The sequence below is a fragment of the Actinomadura violacea genome (assembly GCF_017573465.1).
Taxonomy (GTDB): domain Bacteria; phylum Actinomycetota; class Actinomycetes; order Streptosporangiales; family Streptosporangiaceae; genus Spirillospora; species Spirillospora violacea.
The window spans coordinates 96,922-113,175 of the sequence record NZ_JAGEPF010000005.1 but is presented as its reverse complement, the minus strand read 5'-3'; the positions used below and the strand labels follow the sequence as shown (position 1 = coordinate 113,175).

15 protein-coding genes are annotated in these 16,254 nt (G+C 72.4%); 2 read left to right on the top strand and 13 right to left on the bottom strand.

Annotated features, from left to right (window positions below):
- Positions 1-7: 7 nt before the first annotated feature.
- The 7 genes from J4709_RS08255 to J4709_RS08225 all read right to left on the bottom strand — a co-directional run bounded on the left by J4709_RS08255 (position 8) and on the right by J4709_RS08225 (position 7,798).
- Complete coding sequence (locus tag J4709_RS08255) at positions 8-1,045, bottom strand: MCE family protein (protein WP_208238751.1); 1,038 nt, start codon at positions 1,043-1,045, stop codon at positions 8-10.
- A complete protein-coding gene (locus tag J4709_RS08250) occupies positions 1,042-2,277 on the bottom strand; it encodes an MCE family protein (RefSeq protein WP_232383172.1) in 1,236 nt (411 codons plus the stop codon). Before J4709_RS08250 ends, J4709_RS08255 begins: the two co-directional genes overlap by 4 nt.
- A 7-nt stretch (positions 2,278-2,284) precedes the next feature.
- Positions 2,285-3,124, bottom strand: a complete 840-nt coding sequence (locus tag J4709_RS08245; protein WP_208238750.1) for an MlaE family ABC transporter permease — start codon at positions 3,122-3,124, stop codon at positions 2,285-2,287.
- 4 nt (positions 3,125-3,128) lie between these two features.
- A complete protein-coding gene (locus J4709_RS08240) occupies positions 3,129-3,830 on the bottom strand; it encodes an MlaE family ABC transporter permease (RefSeq protein WP_208239264.1) in 702 nt (233 codons plus the stop codon).
- Between the two features lie 265 nt (positions 3,831-4,095).
- Positions 4,096-5,058, bottom strand: a complete 963-nt coding sequence (locus J4709_RS08235) for an ABC transporter ATP-binding protein (RefSeq protein WP_208238748.1) — start codon at positions 5,056-5,058, stop codon at positions 4,096-4,098.
- Positions 5,059-5,072: 14 nt separating this feature from the next.
- Positions 5,073-7,049 carry a DUF6801 domain-containing protein gene (locus tag J4709_RS08230; RefSeq protein WP_208238738.1) on the bottom strand — a complete coding sequence of 659 codons (1,977 nt, stop codon included), beginning with the start codon at positions 7,047-7,049 and terminating at the stop codon, positions 5,073-5,075.
- A gap of 104 nt (positions 7,050-7,153) precedes the next feature.
- Positions 7,154-7,798: a hypothetical protein gene (locus J4709_RS08225; RefSeq protein ID WP_208238736.1), complete on the bottom strand. Its 645-nt coding sequence runs from the start codon at positions 7,796-7,798 to the stop codon at positions 7,154-7,156.
- Between the two features lie 587 nt (positions 7,799-8,385).
- On the opposite strand from J4709_RS08225, the gene J4709_RS55455 reads away from it, so the two are divergent.
- Entirely contained in the window at positions 8,386-9,594 is a 1,209-nt protein-coding gene (locus J4709_RS55455; RefSeq protein WP_208238734.1) for a PucR family transcriptional regulator, read from the top strand.
- Here the strand turns inward: J4709_RS55455 and J4709_RS08215 are convergent.
- Positions 9,579-10,127 (bottom strand): hypothetical protein, encoded by a 549-nt coding sequence (locus J4709_RS08215; protein WP_208238732.1) that lies wholly within the window; start codon positions 10,125-10,127, stop codon positions 9,579-9,581. The two genes, J4709_RS55455 and J4709_RS08215, sit on opposite strands and share 16 nt — an antisense overlap.
- A 49-nt stretch (positions 10,128-10,176) precedes the next feature.
- On the opposite strand from J4709_RS08215, the gene J4709_RS08210 reads away from it, so the two are divergent.
- Positions 10,177-10,617, top strand: a complete 441-nt coding sequence (locus J4709_RS08210; protein WP_208238730.1) for a hypothetical protein — start codon at positions 10,177-10,179, stop codon at positions 10,615-10,617.
- Positions 10,618-10,974: 357 nt separating this feature from the next.
- Here the strand turns inward: J4709_RS08210 and J4709_RS08205 are convergent, their stop codons facing one another.
- Genes J4709_RS08205 through J4709_RS08185 form a run of 5 tightly spaced genes read right to left on the bottom strand, consistent with a single transcriptional unit; the run spans position 10,975 to position 15,928 of the window.
- Positions 10,975-12,093, bottom strand: a complete 1,119-nt coding sequence (locus tag J4709_RS08205) for an acyl-CoA dehydrogenase family protein (RefSeq protein WP_208238728.1) — start codon at positions 12,091-12,093, stop codon at positions 10,975-10,977.
- A 1-nt stretch (position 12,094) separates the two neighbouring features.
- Positions 12,095-12,919, bottom strand: coding sequence for an enoyl-CoA hydratase/isomerase family protein (locus J4709_RS08200; RefSeq protein WP_208238726.1), 825 nt, complete (start codon positions 12,917-12,919; stop codon positions 12,095-12,097).
- On the bottom strand, positions 12,916-13,863 hold the full coding sequence (locus J4709_RS08195; protein WP_208238724.1) for an acyl-CoA dehydrogenase family protein: 948 nt from the start codon (positions 13,861-13,863) through the stop codon (positions 12,916-12,918). The genes J4709_RS08200 and J4709_RS08195 overlap by 4 nt, the downstream gene beginning before the upstream one ends.
- Entirely contained in the window at positions 13,860-14,786 is a 927-nt protein-coding gene (locus tag J4709_RS08190; protein WP_208238722.1) for an acyl-CoA dehydrogenase family protein, read from the bottom strand. Before J4709_RS08190 ends, J4709_RS08195 begins: the two co-directional genes overlap by 4 nt.
- Positions 14,787-14,788: 2 nt before the next feature.
- Positions 14,789-15,928, bottom strand: a complete 1,140-nt coding sequence (locus tag J4709_RS08185; RefSeq protein WP_208238720.1) for an acyl-CoA dehydrogenase family protein — start codon at positions 15,926-15,928, stop codon at positions 14,789-14,791.
- Positions 15,929-16,254: the final 326 nt, after the last annotated feature.

Below are 16,254 nucleotides of genomic sequence, written 5' to 3'. Positions count from 1 at the left end.
GCCGCGTTCATCGGCCACCGCCCGGCTCGCAGCGGTCGTCGGTGATCGGGATGCCGGTCGGCGGCGGGCTGCCGTCGGTGTAGGTCACGCCGGTCACCCGGATCTCGCAGCGGTAGAAGTTGGCCCACGATCCGTAGGAGTTGGTGCGGGAGATCGCCGCCATCTTGCCGGGCGCGGTGGTGAGGAACCGCTCCAGGACGGTCTTGTTCTTCGCGAGGTTGCCGGACAGATCGTTGAGCCCGGCGATGGACTCGTGCAGCGGTTCGCGTCCGTCGGCGAACAGGCCCGCGGTGGAGCTGGTGAGGTCCCCGATGCCCTGCAGCGCCCCGCCGATCTGCTTGCGGTCGGCCGCCAGGCCGGAGACCAGGCCGCGCAGCGTGGTGATCAGCGACACCAGGCGGCGGTCCCGGTCGTTGACGGTGCGGACGACCGCGTCCAGGTTCGTGATCAGCTGCCCGATCACCTGGTCGCGGGAGGCCAGCGTGCTGGTCAGCGACCCGATGGAGGACACCAGCTGCTCCACCGTCCCGCCCTGGCCCTGCAGCACCTGGACGATCGACTGCGACAGCTGGTTGACGTCGGACGGGGAGAGCGCCGCCATGAGCGGCTGGAACCCGGTGAACAGCGCGTTCAGCGACAGCGCGGCGGTGGTGCGGGAGACGGGGATCGTCCCGCCGCGCCGCAGCGTCCCGCCGTCGCCCGCGCCCTGGCCGAGGTCCAGGTATCGCTGCCCGACCAGGTTCAGGTACTTCACGGCCGCGGTGGTGCTCGCCGGCAGGTCCCGGTCGGCGTCGACGGTGAAGGTCACCTTCGCGAGCCGGCGCCCGCTGACCTTGATCTGCTTGACCTGCCCGACCCGGACGCCGGCGATCCTGACCGTGTCGCCGGAGTTCAGGCCGGTCACGTCGGTGAACACGGCATGGTACGAGCGGGTCGAGCCGCCGGAGGCGTTGGTGATGGACATCGCCAGGACCGCGGTCGCGGTCGCGGTGACCGCCAGGAACGTCGCCGACTTGACCAGCGGCGAGAGCAGCGGCGCGGTCATGGCTTCGCCCCGGTGACCGTGACGGTGGCTCCGCGGTAGAGCGGCCCGATGAGCAGGGCGCCCCAGTCCGGGACGAGGTCCTGGCCTCCCGCGAGGCTGAGTTCGTTGATCAAGGTGTGCTCTCCAGGGCCGTTCGGGGCCAGGTCGACGGCGTTGCCCGCCCGGTACGGGGTCCCGTAGCAGCGCGGTCCGGGCCCGGTTCCGGTGAAGCGCGGCGCGTCCCGCCCCGGCCGGTAGCGGCCGCGGTTGGCGACCATGCGGAGGGTGACGTGCGCGCCCGGCCGGTCGGTGCCCTTGCCGAGCGCCCGGTCCATCAGCGGCACCAGCGTCTTCAGCGTGTGGAACAGGCACGGGTACTCGGGTGCGTACCGGCCGAGCTCGGTGAGCGGGCCGACCGAGTTCGCCGACAGTTCGATGATGTTGGGCGCGTTGGCGCGCAGGAACGTCTCCAGCTGCTGCGAGACCGCGGTCGTGGAGCCGTAGAGCTCCGAGAGGTTCGCCCGCTGGTCGGCGATGGTCCGGGTGGTGACCGTCATGTCCGACAGCGCGTTCAGCAGGTCCGGCGCGGCGTCGGCATAGTTGTTCGCGAAGGTCGCCAGCCGGCTGATGTTGCGGTCCAGCTCCGGCAGGTGCGGGTTCAGCTTGCGCAGGTAGTCCGCGAGCTGCGCGAGGTTCTCGCCGAGCTGGTCGCCGCGCCCGTTCAGCGCCTGCGCCATCGCGGTGAGGGTGGCGGAGAGCTCGGCCGGCTTCAGGTCCGTGAGCAGCGCCATCGTCGAGCGCAGCACCTGCTGGAGCTCGATCGCGTCGCTCGTGCGGTCCTGCGCGATCTCCGCGCCGGCGTGCAGCCGCGGGCCGGCGCCGCCGGAGCTGGAGACCAGCGACACGTACCGCTCCCCGAACACCGTCGTCGGCAGCATCTGCGCGCGGACGTCCGCCGGGATCAGCTTGGCCTGCGCCGGGTCGAGCCGGAGATGCAGCCGCGCCCCGCTCCCGTCGGCGTCGATGGACGACACCCGCCCGACGACGACGCCGCGCAGCTTCACCTCCGCGCCCTCGTGCAGGTCGTTCCCGACCAGCGAGGTCCGGACGGTGACGGAGGTCTCGTCGGTGAAGTCCTTGTTGTAGAGCGCGATCGACAGCCAGATCAGCAGCGGCGGCACCAGCAGGAACGCCACTCCGGACAGCATCTTCAGCCGGCGCTCGCGGCGCCGCCTGGCGAGGATGGTGGTCATCGCGGCCTCACCCGGCGATCTTCACGGTCGTGGTGGCGCCCCAGATCGCGAGGGAGGCGAAGAAGTCGGTGACGGAGATCAGCACGATCGCGGTCCGCACCGCCCGGCCGACCGCGACGCCCACCCCCGCGGGCCCGCCGGTGGCGCGGAACCCGTAGTAGCAGTGCGCGAGGATCACCATCACCGAGAAGACGAGCACCTTGGCGAAGGAGTACAGCACGTCGTCGGGCGCCAGGAACACGTTGAAGTAGTGGTCGTAGGTGCCCCGCGACTGCCCGTGGTACCAGACGGTGATCTGCCGGGAGGCCAGGTACGACGACAGCAGCCCGACCCCGTACAGCGGGATGATCGCCACCGTGCCGGCGATGATGCGCGTGGTGACCAGGTAGGGCACCGACTCGATGCCCATCCCCTCCAGCGCGTCGATCTCCTCGTTGATCCGCATCGCGCCGAGCTGCGCGGTGAACCCGGCGCCGACCGTGGCCGACAGCGCCAGCCCGGACACCAGCGGCGCGATCTCGCGGGTGTTGAAGTAGGCGGAGATGAACCCGGTGAACGCCGACGAGCCGATCTGGTCGAGCGCCGCGTAGCCCTGCAGCCCGACGACCGTCCCGGTGAACACGGTCATCGCGAACATCACGCCGATCGTCCCGCCGATCACCCCGAGGGCTCCCGACCCGAACGCGACCTCGCTCAGCAGCCGCAGCGCCTCCTTGGTGTGCCGCCTGGCGGCGCGCGGCGCGTGCAGCAGCGCCCGCACGTAGAACAGCAGCTGGTCGCCGGCGTCCTCCAGCCACGGCAGCGTGACCAGCGTCCTGACCCGGTTCCGGAGCGCGGGGTTCACCATGACCTCACGCCCCCTTCATCGGGACGATCTGCAGGTAGATGGCGGTCATCACCAGGTTCGTGAAGAACAGCAGCAGGAAGGTGATGACCACGCTCTGGTTGACCGCGTCCCCGACGCCCTTGGGCCCCGGCGGCGGGTTGAGGCCCCGGTAGGCCGCGACGACCCCGGCGATGAAGCCGAAGATCACCGCCTTCAGCTCTCCCACGTACAGGTCGGGCAGCTGCGCCAGTGCCGAGAAGGACGACAGGTACGCGCCGGGCGTGCCGCCCTGCATGACCACGTTGAAGAAGTAGCCGCCGCCCACCCCAACGCAGGACACCAGCCCGTTCAGGGCGACCGCGGCGAGCATGCACGCCAGCACCCGCGGCACCACCAGCCGCTGGATGGGCGAGATGCCCATCACCTCCATCGCGTCCATCTCCTCGCGGATGGTCCGCGCGCCGAGGTCGGCGCAGATCGCCGACCCGGCGGCCCCGGAGACCAGCAGCGCCACGATCATCGGCGAGGCCTGCTGCACGATGGTCAGCACCGACGCGCCGCCGGTGAACGACTCCGCCCCGAGCTGCCGGGCCAGCGACCCGACCTGCAGCGCGATGACGGCGCCGAACGGGATCGACACCAGCGCCGTCGGCAGGATGGTCACCGAGGCGATGAACCAGAACTGGCTCACGAACTCCCGGAACTGGAACGGCCGGCGGAAGGCCATCGTCACGGTCGTCGCCGCCAGCTGGAACAGGCGGCCGGTCTGCCGCACCGCCCCCGCACCGGAGACGCCCCCGGCGGACGGCCCCGGTTCGGCGGTCGGCCCCGTCACGAGGCGCGCTCCCCGCCGTGCCGCCGCGCGAGCGCACTCGGCGACGGCGGCCGCGGGGCGGCTCGTCGGACGGCCAACGGGCGGAGCCGCGTGCAGGGCCCGGTACCGGGCCCTGTTTCAGGAGGCGGTGTGGGGGACAAGGGGGCATCCTCTGCGTTCAGGAGGTCTGAGACGGTGGGTCGGTGAGCTTGGCCGTGATCGCGTTCCGCGCGGACGCGGGGAGGCGGTGCAGTTCGGCCATCACCCGGGCGTGATGCCGGTGGGCGCCCTGGCGGTCCGGCAGGCCGGGGGAGGGCCGCAGCTGATCGGGGATGTCGAAGGTCCGCGTGCCCGGGGTCCGGGCGAGCTCGGCGTCGTCCTTCTCCTCGGCCATCCCGATCGGCCCGAGCGTGCTTCCGTGCAGGAACTGGGCGACGGCGGGCTGGTCGGAGGTCAGCAGCAGCTCCCGCGGCCCGAACGCGACGAGGTCCCGGCGGTACAGCATCCCGATGTTGTCGGGCAGGGTCGCGGCGATCTCGATGTTGTGGGTGACGATCAGCATGGTGCAGTCGGTGACCGTGTTGACGTCCAGCAGCACCTGCGACAGCAGTGCCGTGCGGACCGGGTCCAGCCCGGAGTCGGGCTCGTCGCACAGGATGATCTGCGGGTCCAGGACCAGCGCCCGGGCCAGCCCGGCGCGCTTGCGCATCCCGCCGGAGATCTGGCCCGGCAGCTTGGCCTCCTCCCCGTCCAGGCCGACCATCGCCATCCGCTCCAGGACCTTGCGCCGGATCTCGGCCTCGGTCGCCCGGGTGTGCTGGCGCAGCGGGAAGGCGATGTTGTCGAACAGGTTCATCGAGCCGAACAGCGCGCCGTCCTGGAACATCAGCCCGAACTTGCGGCGCGCCCTGAACACCTTCCGGTCGCTGCCGGCGACCATGTCGGTGCCCTCGACCAGCACCCGGCCCTGCTCGGGCTTGATCAGGCCGAGCAGGGACTTCAGGAACACCGTCTTGCCGGTGCCCGACGGTCCGAGCATCACCGAGATCTCCCCAGCGGGCAGGGTGAGGCTCACGTCCTGCCAGATGACCTGCGGGCCGAACGACTTCGTCAGCCCCGCGACGTGGATGTCGATACCCAAGGTTGCCGTTCCGATCAGGGCGTGGGGCCGGTGATGGTCTGCGCGGGGCTGAAGCTGTAGATGCCGGTCTCGGCGAAGGTGTTGATGTCGATGCCGAGAAGGACGCCGGTACCCGCCGACCGTGTCTGCCAGCTCGCCTCGCATCCGGTGGCGGAGCTGACCCACAGGGGGGTGAAGTTGCCGATGTCCCAGAACAGGTGCAGCGTGTGGGTGGCGTTGTCGTACATGGCGCCCAAGGTCGCGGAGCGGTCCCCGGGCGGCGCGGCTCCGTTGCCGAGTTCGGCGGTGCAGCCGTCCGCGCCCTTGATGCGCATGCGCATGTTGTAGCTCATGATCGACTGGCCGGTGGCGGGGTCGTAGGTCGTGCCCTGGAGGTGGCGGTTGCGGTCGGGGACCGATGTGACCTCGTAGGGCACGCCGACCTCGTTGGTGCAGCCGGCGAAGGTGAACCCGCTGATGTCGGCGATGCGGGCCGTCCGGTGGGGCAGGCTCGCGTCCAGTGTGATCTTCGACGTGGTGCAGGTGATCATTCCGCCGAAGTCGGCGTCGGCGATCGTCACCCCGCTGCCGGTGCCGACGATCTTCCCGCCGGGCTTGACGGACCAGGCCGTCTTCGCGACGGGTCCCGGCGTGCACGGATGTCCCGGACCGTCCACCATGTGGCACAGGGCGCTCTGGTTGACCTCGACGTCGTTGCCGGAGCCGGAGATCGACGCGGTGAGCAGCGGGCTGATGTCCTCACCGACGCCGCAGCCGGCGAACCTTGGCACGGTGACCGAGCCCGTGTAGATCCCCGCGTCCTGGACGCTCGACTTGCCCGCCTCCCGTGTCAGCAGCACCGTCATCGGCTTCGCGGTGCCGCACCGGGATCCGACCGGGATCGTCACGCCATTGGCCTGGATGGCGTTGACCCGCACGTTCTCCTTCGCCTTGGCGAGGACACGGGCCGGGCCAGGGCCGCCGGGCTCCGCCGAGCCCGCCGGAGCGATCAGGGAGATGTTGGCGACTCCGAGCTGCCGGAACGTGCTTGTCGCCGTGGTGGGCAAGAAGCCGAAACCCAGCGTGGAGACAGTAGTGGGGTTGGTGGCCACCACGCCGACGTTGTCGATCTGGGAGTAGTTGTAAGCATCGTTATGCGGGCCTCGTGTCGAGTAGAGCACCGAGACCATGCCCTTGGTGAGCGCGGCGACGCCCGCCTTGCGGATGTTGGTGGTCACCTGGGCGCGGCCGCATTCGAGCTGGCTGTTGTCCCACGGCCCGACGACCGTCCCCGGCGGCGGTTCGGGCATCTGGAGGGCCGGATCGGGGTTCCAGGTCCAGTCCGGCTTCGGATCGCAGGGCGGCAGATCGTCGGCGAGCCGCATGGGGCCGATCGCGGTGCGTCCGGCGCCGCGTCCCGGTGCCAAGGGCGTTCCGGCGGTGGGCGGTGTCACGGCCTTGCTCCGCGCCGGGACACGGACGGTGGCGAGCACGGCCTCCCGGTCGGCGGTGCACTTCACCGGCCGGCCGGCGTCGGCCGGGGCGATCGTCAGATCACCGGCCCGCCAGGTCACCCCGCCTCCGCTCATCGGCGTGACGGACGGGACCGGTCCGGTGGCGGTGATCGTCGCGTCGTGGGCGGCCTTCACCGGCAGCGGCGGCCACTGCGCGTCGACGGGGCGGCCGCCGGCCTGCCCGGCGGTGACCGCCAGCGAGATGGTGCCACCGGCCTGCTCGCCGCCGGTCTTTCCTCCGAGCAGGCCGGTGGTTCTGTTGCCGCCGGTCACCGTGACGGTGACGGGGCCGATCGTGAGCGGTCTCCCGGGGGCGCCGGACGCCGGGGTTCTCCCGGAGAGCCGCACCGTCGCCTTCTGCAGCCCGGCCGCCGTCGCGCACTGGTAGGACAGCGTCGTCCTGAAGCCGGTGGCGCCGTGCGCGGCACCCGGGGTCAGGGCGACGACCGCGGCGGTCGCCGCCAGACCCGCGGCGGTGCGTCCGGGAGCCTGGAGCATGGAGGACCGAGCCTTTCGGAGGGGTGGGACGTCGCGCCGGCTGAGGGGGCCGCACCTCGGCTGGGGCGGAGGTGCGGCCCGGTCTGCTGCTCAGGTCAGGACGGTCAGGGGCTGGTGACGGTCTGGCTGGGGCTGACCACCAGGGTCCCGGTGAGCGTGATGGGGTCGCCGACCTGGATCTGGGTGGGCGAGCAGCTCGTGTTGACCGTGTTGACGACCAGGGTGCTGGAGCCGCCGGCGGCGAGCTTGTGGCTGGAGTTGGTGTAGGTCCCGGCCACCGACCCGCCCGCGCCGGCGGGCCCGGTGATGGTCGCGACGCAGCCGTCCACGGGGTTGCTGTAGGTGGCCTTGATGCCGGTCACGGTGCCGGTCGTGACGCCGGTGGTGGCGTTGTACGAGTCGGCGTTCATGTACCAGGGCAGGCCGTTCATGGTGATGGTCACGTTCGCGTTCCCCGGGCCGATGCAGCTGGAGGCCGTGAGGGAGTTGATCGTGACGAGGTGCGTCCCGGACAGGCCCGAGCCGGACGCGGCGACGCCGCCTCCGGTGGCGCCGGAGCAGACGGCCTGCGTGCCCCGCGAGGGGTCTTTGGCGATCACCTTGGTGAGCGGCGCGATGTTCGCGGTGACGCTGCCGCCGGGGGTGACGGTCCAGGTGCCGGTGGTGGTGGCGTGGGCGGGGGCGGACAGCGCGATCAGGGACGCGCCCAGGCCGGCGCCGGCCAGAATGGTGCCGAGTTTCTTCTGCACGGATGTTTCCTTCGCTAAATGAGGGAACTTCGTCGGAGACGACGCTGACCGGCGGCTTTTGTGGGTCTGGCGGGTGGGGCGGCTCCTTCCGCGTTAGCGGCAACGGCGGCCGTGGAGGAATGCCGTTCGGTTCGGAAGGGAAGGTACGTCGCAGTAGAAGCTCAGTTCAATAGGTTTCCGCTCGATTCCTCGACGAACTATCGGATTTCTTTTCCGCTTTTGTCGTATCGTTAGTGCGGGCCGTCCCGGAAGTTGAGCGGATCTGCGTACTCTCCGGTAACAAGCTTGTGACGAGGCTGTCAGGGCGGCGCGCCGAGGCGCGTGGATTGGTCTTTTCGCTAGCCGCACCCGGCCGGCGGTTAGCAGATCCGCACATGTCCGCGGTCGCCGAAAGCGCCGGTCAGAGGCATGATGACCCGAGACCGCCCCGGCCGGTCACCGCTCCGTCATCACTCGTGTGCTAAACGAAATGTCCGCGTCCCTTGCCCAGGGGCTAATAGACGCTTATGTTCGTTACCACTCCGCCCGCCCAGTGGGGCCGGGTACGGCGCGGATGGCAGGAGACGCGGGGCCCCGCAGGAGCGTCCGTGACCGCAGAAAGCAGTCTGGCACCGCCCATGACGGCGGTGCCGCCGCACTTCGCCGAGCTGATGTGGCCGGAGATGCCGAGCGTGATCCAGGAGGTCATCAGGGCGATCCGCAGCCAGGTGCCGGCCTACGACCGCCCCGACGAAAGCGCTTACCTCCAGATCACGAGGCTGGGCGTGGAGACGCTGGTCCGCGGATTCATCACCTGGGTCGCCGACCCGTCGGCCCCCACGGTGGAACGGAACGCCACGGCCCGGGCGCTCGGCCATTTCGAGGCCGTCGAGGGGCGCGCCCTGGACGAGCTGAACGCCGCCTTCCGGATCGCGTTACGGGTCTGCTGGCACCGGACCGCCGAGGTGGCGTGGCGGGACCAGATCCCCGCCGAGGTGATCGCGGCCATGGCCGAGGCGATGATCAAGTTCATCGACGAGGTGTCCGAGCAGACCGTCATCGGATACCGCTCGGCCCAGGCGCAGGCCGACCTCGCCCGCAAGGACGCCCGCACGGCGCTGCTGACCGCGATCCTGCAGCGCGGCCGCGCCGTCACGGGCGACTCCGGGTTCCGCGCCCTGGCGCTCGCCGCGGACTGGGTGGTGCCCGCCCAGGTCACCCCGGTCGTCGTCGGCCCGGGGACGAAGTTCACCAGGTCCGCCCTCGACCCGGACGTGCTCGCCGACACCGACTCCCACCAGCCGTGCCTGCTCATCCCCGGCAAGGTCGGCACCGCCCGCTTGTCGATGTTATCGGCGGTCCTGGAGGACGCCCCGTCGGTGGTCGGGTGCACCGTCCCGACCGGGCAGGCGCCCGACGCGCTGCGGTGGGCCCGGCGGGTCCTGGCCCTGGGCGAGGCGCGCATGATCGGGGAGAACGGCGCGGTGGCGCCGCTGACCCGCTGCGACGATCACCTGGTCACGGTGCTGCTCGCCTCCGACCCGTCGATGACGCGCTACCTCGCCGCCTGCCACCTGGCCCCGTTCTCGGACCTGACCTCCGGCTCCCGCCAGCGCCTGCTCGACACGCTGCGGGAATGGGTCACCTCGCGGGGCAGCGCGGTCGAGGTCGCCGACCGGCTCGGCATTCACCCGCAGACGGTCCGCTACCGCCTGCGGCTCATCGAGGAACTGGTCGGCGAGCAGATGCAGGACCCGACGGCGCGGTTCGTCCTCGAACTGACCCTGCGCGCCGCGCACCTTCAGCGGCGGCGCTGAGCGCGCCGCCGGGGCACGTGCCGGCGCGGCCTCGCGCGCATCACCCCGCGGGTGGGCCGCAGGCGGCCGCCGGCGACCGCCGGCACCATGACCCGCCGCTGCGACCGCCGCCTGGTGTACTGCAGCCGGCCCCAGGCCGCGCCGATCATGCCCGTGAGCAGCGCCAGCCACCCCGCGGTCGCGGGTGTGGGCAGGTCGCCGGCGGGCCCGGCCGGTGAGCTGCCGCTCGTCAGCACGGCGCGGGCGGAGGGAACGGCGGGGTCGGCGGTCTGCGGGGGGATCGCCCCGAGGAAGAGGTCCGGGAGCTGCACCGTCCCCGGCGCCGCCATGGGAGTGGCGGGCGGCAGCAGGCCGGCGACCTGCGGCGACAGCGGCAGCGCGGCCCCGCCGAACCCTCCGCCGCCGGTGACGTTCGGCGGAAGCAGGATGTTGCTGCGGGTGAACGTGATGGTCGCGGCCGCCCGCGCGCTCGCCGCACCCTTCCCGCTGACGGTCGCCGTGACGGTGACGCTCCCCGGACTGGCGGCGGGCACGCTGACAGTGACCGACCGCTGCGCGGAGCCTCCCGCCTGCAGACTCCCGATGGCGCATCCCCCGTTGCATCCCTCGGTCAGCACCCCTGCCCCGCTGACCGACACGGCCAGCCGGACGCCCGAGACCGCGCCACCCGCGGCCCGCACGTCGAGCCGGGCCGACAGGGCCGAACCCGCGACGCCCGACCTCGGCGAGCTGATGCTCGCCGACAGTCGGCCGACCTTGGGCGTGGACGGCCCGGAAGGCGTACCGCCGGTGGGCGGCGTCCCCGGCGACGGGCTGGTCGGCGGAGTCGTCTCCGGCGGCGGGCTCGTCTCCGGGGGCGGGCTCGTCTCGGGCGGCGGCGTGGTCTCCGGGGGCGGTGTGGTCTCCGGCGTGCTCGGGGCGGAACTCGCGGGTTCGGGAGTGGGCGAGGGCGTGTCGTCCGCCGCCGCCGCGCCTCCGGCAGCGGTGAGCCCGCTGCAAATCACCAGCGTGAGAAGACCCTGAGCCCTCCGCATATGAACCTCCGCCCGGGGTGGTGGCTTTTCCCTCCACATCCGAGCACGCGCGCCGCCCACCTTTCAACAACGGAGAGTTATTTTCCCCTGATATGCCAAATCGTCCACGTCCAATGTGTGGACCGCGAGCACGGCGCCACCGTTAGCCCGTCGGCGGTGGGACCGGTCGGCCATCTCAACCCGATACCCCTCCTTTGCGGTAAAGGTCAATCAAGCATAAGTAATGTCCTAATGAGGACATCAAACGCTCCAGCGCCCGGACGCGGCCCCCAGCATTACCGGGACGGCGCCGCCCGGCCGGAGCGGCCTGCGGGAACATCGGCTTCACCGGCGTCGATGAACCGGATCATGCGCGCAGCCCGAACTCCTGCCGCGCGATGAGCCCGCGCAGCACCTCCGATGTCCCGCCGCCGATGGTCTCCAGAATGGACTGGCGCCACAGGAACTCGGTGTCGGTGCCCTTCACGAGTGCCCTGGCGGTGCCGAGTTCCATCCCGGTCCGGGCGATGTCCTGCGCCAGTACCGTCCCGGCCAGCTTGTGGTAGGCGGCGGGCACCGCCGCGGGCTCCCCGCTGATCACCTCGCCGAGCAGCGCGAGCGCCAGCGCCTCGACCTCCGCGACCCGGACGGCCAGGTCCTGCAGCCGCCGCCGGACGACCGGGTCGCGGTGGACGCCGGCCGCCTCCAGGTCGTCCAGCAGGTCGTGCAGGTCGCGCCGCAGCCGCTTCGGCGGGAACTGCACGTGCCGCTCCACCGCCAGGGCCGAGCCGACCACCTGCCAGCCCTCGTTCTCCGGGCCGACCCGGTTGGCCGCCGGGACCCGCGCGCCGTCGAAGCGGACCTCGTTCAGCCGCCCGCCGTCGAGGGTCGGGATCGGCGACACCGTCACCCCCGGCGTGGACAGCGGCACGATCAGCACGCTGAGGCCGCGGGACCTGCTGTCGGGGGCGCCCGTCCGGCAGAGCAGCCAGATGTGGTCCGACCAGTGCGCGTTGGACGTCCAGCACTTCGCGCCGTCGACGACGTACTCGTCGCCGTCCCGCCTGGCCTTGGTGCGCACCGCCGCCAGGTCGGATCCGGCGTCCGGCTCGGAGTAGCCGAGGCAGAAACCGGTCCGGCCCCGGCGCAGGTCCGCCAGGAACCGGTCGCGCTGCTCGCCGGTTCCGTGCGACATCAGCGCCTTGGCGACCAGGCCCGGCCCCATCGGGGGCCGGGCGACGCGGGCGTAGGCCATCTCGTCCCACAGGATGAACTCGTAGGCGGGGGAGCGGCCGCCGCCGCCGAACTCGACCGGCCAGGACAGCGAGAGCCAGCCGCGGTCCCCGAGCGCGCGGTAGACGCGCCGGACGCCGTCCGCGGTGTCCGCGCCCCGGTGGAAGTAGCCGTCGAGGTCCCGGTATCCGTCCAGGAACCCGAGCACCTCGTCGCGGAAGGACTCCTCCTCCCGGGTGAAGCCGAAGTCCATGTCAGTCGTCCGTCTCCGCGCCGGTGGTCCACTGCGGTGCCCGGCCCTCGGCGAACGCGCGCGGCCCCTCCTTGGAGTCCGGGTGGGCCCAGTGCATCCGCAGCAGCGCCCAGCCGTACTCGCACGCCTGCGCGTACCCCATCTCGAGCGAGTTCCAGATCGCCTGCTTCGACAGCGACACCGCGGCGGGCGAGTTGCGCACGATGGCGCGGGCCATCTCCTCGGCGTCCGACATCAGCCGGTCCGTCGTGGAGAGCTCGTCGACCAGCCCGAGCTGGTAGGCGCGGTCGGCCGGCATGCGGTAGCTCTTGCCCATCAGCGTCATCCGCAGCGCGGACCCCAGCGGCAGCCGCTTCGCCAGCCCGATGTTCTCCATCGCGCCGACCAGCCCCACGTTCACGTGGGAGTCCATGAAGGCGGCGTGGTCCACCGCGAGGACGATGTCGGCGTCCACCACGAAATGCAGGCCGGCCCCGGCGACGAGGCCATTGACCGCGCTGATCACCGGCTTCCACACCCGGTTCTGGAGGGGCGACCAGTGGACCTCGTCGGTGAGCGGGCCCGTCCCGGTGCTCATGCCGCCGCGGTCGGCGACCGCGTTGACGTCGGCCCCGGTGCAGAAGTGCCGGTCGCCGGCGCCGGTGACGATCGCCGCCCGGATCCACGGGTCGTCGCGCACCTCGCCCCAGATCTGCCTCATCAGCGGCATCATCGTGCCCGTCAGCGAGTTGCCCTTGTGCGGGCGGTTGAGCGTGATGTACGCGACGTGGTCGCGCTTCTCGAACAGCACCTCGGGCGCGCTCGACGTTTCCTTCTCCTGCGTCATCGCCGGCCTTTCCGGGAGTATCTCGCCAATGCCTGCTCGCCCAGGTCACCCGCGTGCCCGGGCGACGCGGCGAACTGCCTGATCCGTTGCGCGACCGGTCCGATCGGGCCTTCCACCGAGAATCCGATCGCGCCGAGGGTCTGGTGGGCGACCATGGCCGCCTCGACCGCGGCCCGGGACGCCGACAGCCGCGCGGACGCCGCCAGCGCGGCGCCGTCCGGGTGCCCGCCGTCGATCGCCAGCGCCGCCATCGTGGTCAGCTTCTCCGCCGAGGTCAGCGCGGCGCCCGCCGTCACGAGGGGGTGCGCGACGGCCTGGAACGAGCCGATCGTGCGGCCGAACTGGACGCGGGTCCGGGCGTGCTCGGCCGCGATGCCGAGCAGCCGCCGGCCGGCGCCCCACAGGTAGGCGGCCAGGGCGATGCCGGACAGCGCCGTCGCGGCGGGCACCCGCTCCAGCGGGCGCAGCCGCTCCAGTCCGGCGCGTCCCCACGGCTCGCCGCCGAGCGTCTCGACCGGCTGGACCGTTCCGACGGGACGGGCGAGCCATGCCTCGCGTCCGTCGGTCTCGATGAACACCTCCGCCAGGGGTGCCCAGGGGAGCAGCGGCGGCTCACCGACCGAGGGCAGGCCGGTGCCGTCGCCGACCGGGCCGGCGAGGTCGGCGGGCAGGGCGTGGACGGCGAACACGGTCGCGGCCAGCGGCCCGGGCGCGGCGGCCCGTCCGAGTTCCGTGCAGGCCGCGGCGATGTCGCCGGCGCCGCCGCCCTCGCCGGGCGCGGCCAGCGACAGCACTCCCAGCTCGGCCAGCCCGCGCCAGAACGGCCACGGGAACGAGCCGGAACCGGCGCGGCGGACCTCCTCGGTGCAGTGCGCCGCGCAGTAGTCCCGGACCGCCTCGGCGAGGACCCGCTGCTCCGGCGTGGCGGTCAGCGCGATGCTCACGACGCCGCCGCCCAGCGCGCATCGGCCGCGGCGCGGCGCGGCCCCTGGCCGCCGCCCAGCTCCGCGCGCTGCGCCTGCAGGCGCAGCGTCCACAGGTGCAGGTCGTGTTCCGTCGTCAGCCCGATCGCCCCCATGATCTGGTGGGTCTCCCGGGTCAGCCGGCCGAGCGCGGTCATGGTGTGCGCCGCCGCGACCGCCGACGCCTCCGCCGGCGCGCCGTTGAACGCCGCTTCGTAGACCAGCCAGCGCGCGCCCTCCACGAGGACCGACAGCTCCGCCAGCCGGTGCTGCAACGCCTGGAACGAACCGAGCGACCGGCGGAACACCGTGCGGTCCTTGGTGTAGGCGACGGTGAGGTCCAGCGCCCGCCGCATCATCCCCACGGCCTCCGCCGACGCGCCCACGCGCCACCAGTTGACCAGGGTGCCGGCGGTTCCGGCGGCGAGCTCGCGGTGCCACGCCGGGACGACGCGGGCGAGCGGGTAGCCGTAGGCGGAGGGGACCGGCTCGGCGGCGGCCGGGTCGAGTTCGGCGACGACGCACCGGTCGCCGTCCGCCAGCAGCAGTTGCGTCGCTTCGGCGCCGTAGCGGACCGGCCCCGCCGGCCCGTCCAGGGACGCGACGACGGGACCCGCCGGCTGCTCCAGCCCGAGCGCCGGCAGCACCAGCAGGTGCGGGACGGGGGTGACGGCACCGAGCTCGGCGGCGATCAGCTCGACCGCCAGCGTCGCCTCCAGCGGGCCGGCGTCCTCCGAGGCGAACAGGTCGAGGAAGCCGTCCCGCCGCAGCACCGCTTCGAGGACGTGGTCGTAGGCGCCGCGCTCCGCCAGTTCGCGGCTGCGGTCCGTGCCGGCGCTCCGGCTCAGCAGGGTGCCGAGGGCGTCCAGCAGGGCGCGCTGCGTCGGCGATGGATCGAAGTCCATGGTCACTCCTTCGGCAGTTTCAGGATGAGGCGGCTGATGAGGTTGAGCTGGACCTCGTAGCTGCCCGCCGCGATGCCCGCGCCGAGTGAGTTGCGGAACTGCGCGTCGCCCAGCGCCCCCTCGACGAGCGCCTCGCCGCCCAGGGCGTCCAGCGCGAGGTCCCCGACCGCCCGCTCGGCCTGGACCATCGCGGCGCGCGCCTGGTTGGCCAGCGCCGACGGCTCCTTGGCCTTCGCCCGTTCGTCGATCACACGGTAGACCAGCACCCTCGCGGCCTCGCACAGCGCCCGGGCCTGGCCGAACCGCTCCCTCACCCCGCTGTCGGACAGCAGGCCGTCCGCGCGGCACCGCTCCGCCATGCGGTCGAGGACGAGGGCGGCCCGCGCGTACCGGGGCGCCCCGACGCGCTCGTAGGCGAGCGTGCGGCGGACGATCTCCCAGCCCTTGTTCTCCTCGCCGAGCAGGCAGTCCGCGCCGACGCGGGCCTCGGTCAGGAACACCTCGTTGAACGAGTGGTCGCCGACGAACCCGGAGATGCGCCGGACCTCGACGCCGGGCGTCCGCAGCGGCAGCAGGAAGACCGAGATGCCGTCCCGCCCGTCGGCGGCGGAGCCGGTGCGCGCCAGCAGGAAGCAGTGGTCGGCCTCGTTGGCGTAGGACGTCCAGATCTTCTGCCCGGTGAGCACGTAGCCGTCGCCGTCGCGGACCGCCCGGGTCTTCAGCGCCGCGAGGTCGGTGCCGGCCTCCGGCTCGGAGAAGCCCTGGCACCAGAAGACCTCGCCGCGGGTGATCGGCGGCAGGATCCTGCGCTTCTGCTCCTGCGTGCCGTACTTGATGACGGACGGTCCGACCCAGTTCACGTTCATGTACTGGGGTCCGCGGGGCTCGCCGCGCTTCCACATCTCCTCGCCGAGCACGAAGTGCTGCCAGGCCCCCTGGCCGCCGCCGCCGTACTCCTCCGGCCAGTGCGGGGTGAGCCATCCGCGCTCGGCGAGCCTGCGCACGAACCCGCGCGAGAAGTCGCTGTGCACGGCGCTGCCGAGGCCGGTCTCGGACCGCTCCCACCCGACCAGTTCGCGGTCGAGGAACTCCACGAGCTCGCGGCGGAAGGCCGCGTCGGCCTCGTTCCACGCGAACTCCATCAGCGGCTCCCGGGCGTGCGGCCGCTCGGCCGGCTGTCGGGTCGGATCACGTCAGTGGCTCCCATCGCGAGTGGCTTCCGTCGCCGAGGCGCCCGGCCGGGGCCGCGCGGGGACGGAAGGTGAAGGCGCCGGTGCGCGGACGGCGGCGTCCGCCGGCGGGTTCCCGCCGGCGGCCGGGGGACCGGCGCGCCGGCAGGCCGGACGGCGGTGCTCCGCGCTCGGGTGCGCCGCGCTCGGCCGGGCGACCGGCTGCGGCAGACGATAGCAACTCATCGCGGACTCGAACAAGAGAACAGTGCATCTAATTAGCCGCCCTCTCGCTACTT

Coding starts and splice junctions, on each gene's coding strand:
- J4709_RS08255 (WP_208238751.1), bottom strand. CDS start 1,045: ATGACCGCGCCGCTGCTCTCGCCGCTGGTCAAGTCGGCGACGTTCCTG.
- J4709_RS08250 (WP_232383172.1), bottom strand. CDS start 2,277: ATGACCACCATCCTCGCCAGGCGGCGCCGCGAGCGCCGGCTGAAGATG.
- J4709_RS08245 (WP_208238750.1), bottom strand. CDS start 3,124: ATGGTGAACCCCGCGCTCCGGAACCGGGTCAGGACGCTGGTCACGCTG.
- J4709_RS08240 (WP_208239264.1), bottom strand. CDS start 3,830: ATGGCCTTCCGCCGGCCGTTCCAGTTCCGGGAGTTCGTGAGCCAGTTC.
- J4709_RS08230 (WP_208238738.1), bottom strand. CDS start 7,049: ATGCTCCAGGCTCCCGGACGCACCGCCGCGGGTCTGGCGGCGACCGCC.
- J4709_RS08210 (WP_208238730.1), top strand. CDS start 10,177: ATGGCGCATCCCCCGTTGCATCCCTCGGTCAGCACCCCTGCCCCGCTG.
- J4709_RS08205 (WP_208238728.1), bottom strand. CDS start 12,093: ATGGACTTCGGCTTCACCCGGGAGGAGGAGTCCTTCCGCGACGAGGTG.
- J4709_RS08200 (WP_208238726.1), bottom strand. CDS start 12,919: ATGACGCAGGAGAAGGAAACGTCGAGCGCGCCCGAGGTGCTGTTCGAG.
- J4709_RS08190 (WP_208238722.1), bottom strand. CDS start 14,786: ATGGACTTCGATCCATCGCCGACGCAGCGCGCCCTGCTGGACGCCCTC.
- J4709_RS08185 (WP_208238720.1), bottom strand. CDS start 15,928: ATGGAGTTCGCGTGGAACGAGGCCGACGCGGCCTTCCGCCGCGAGCTC.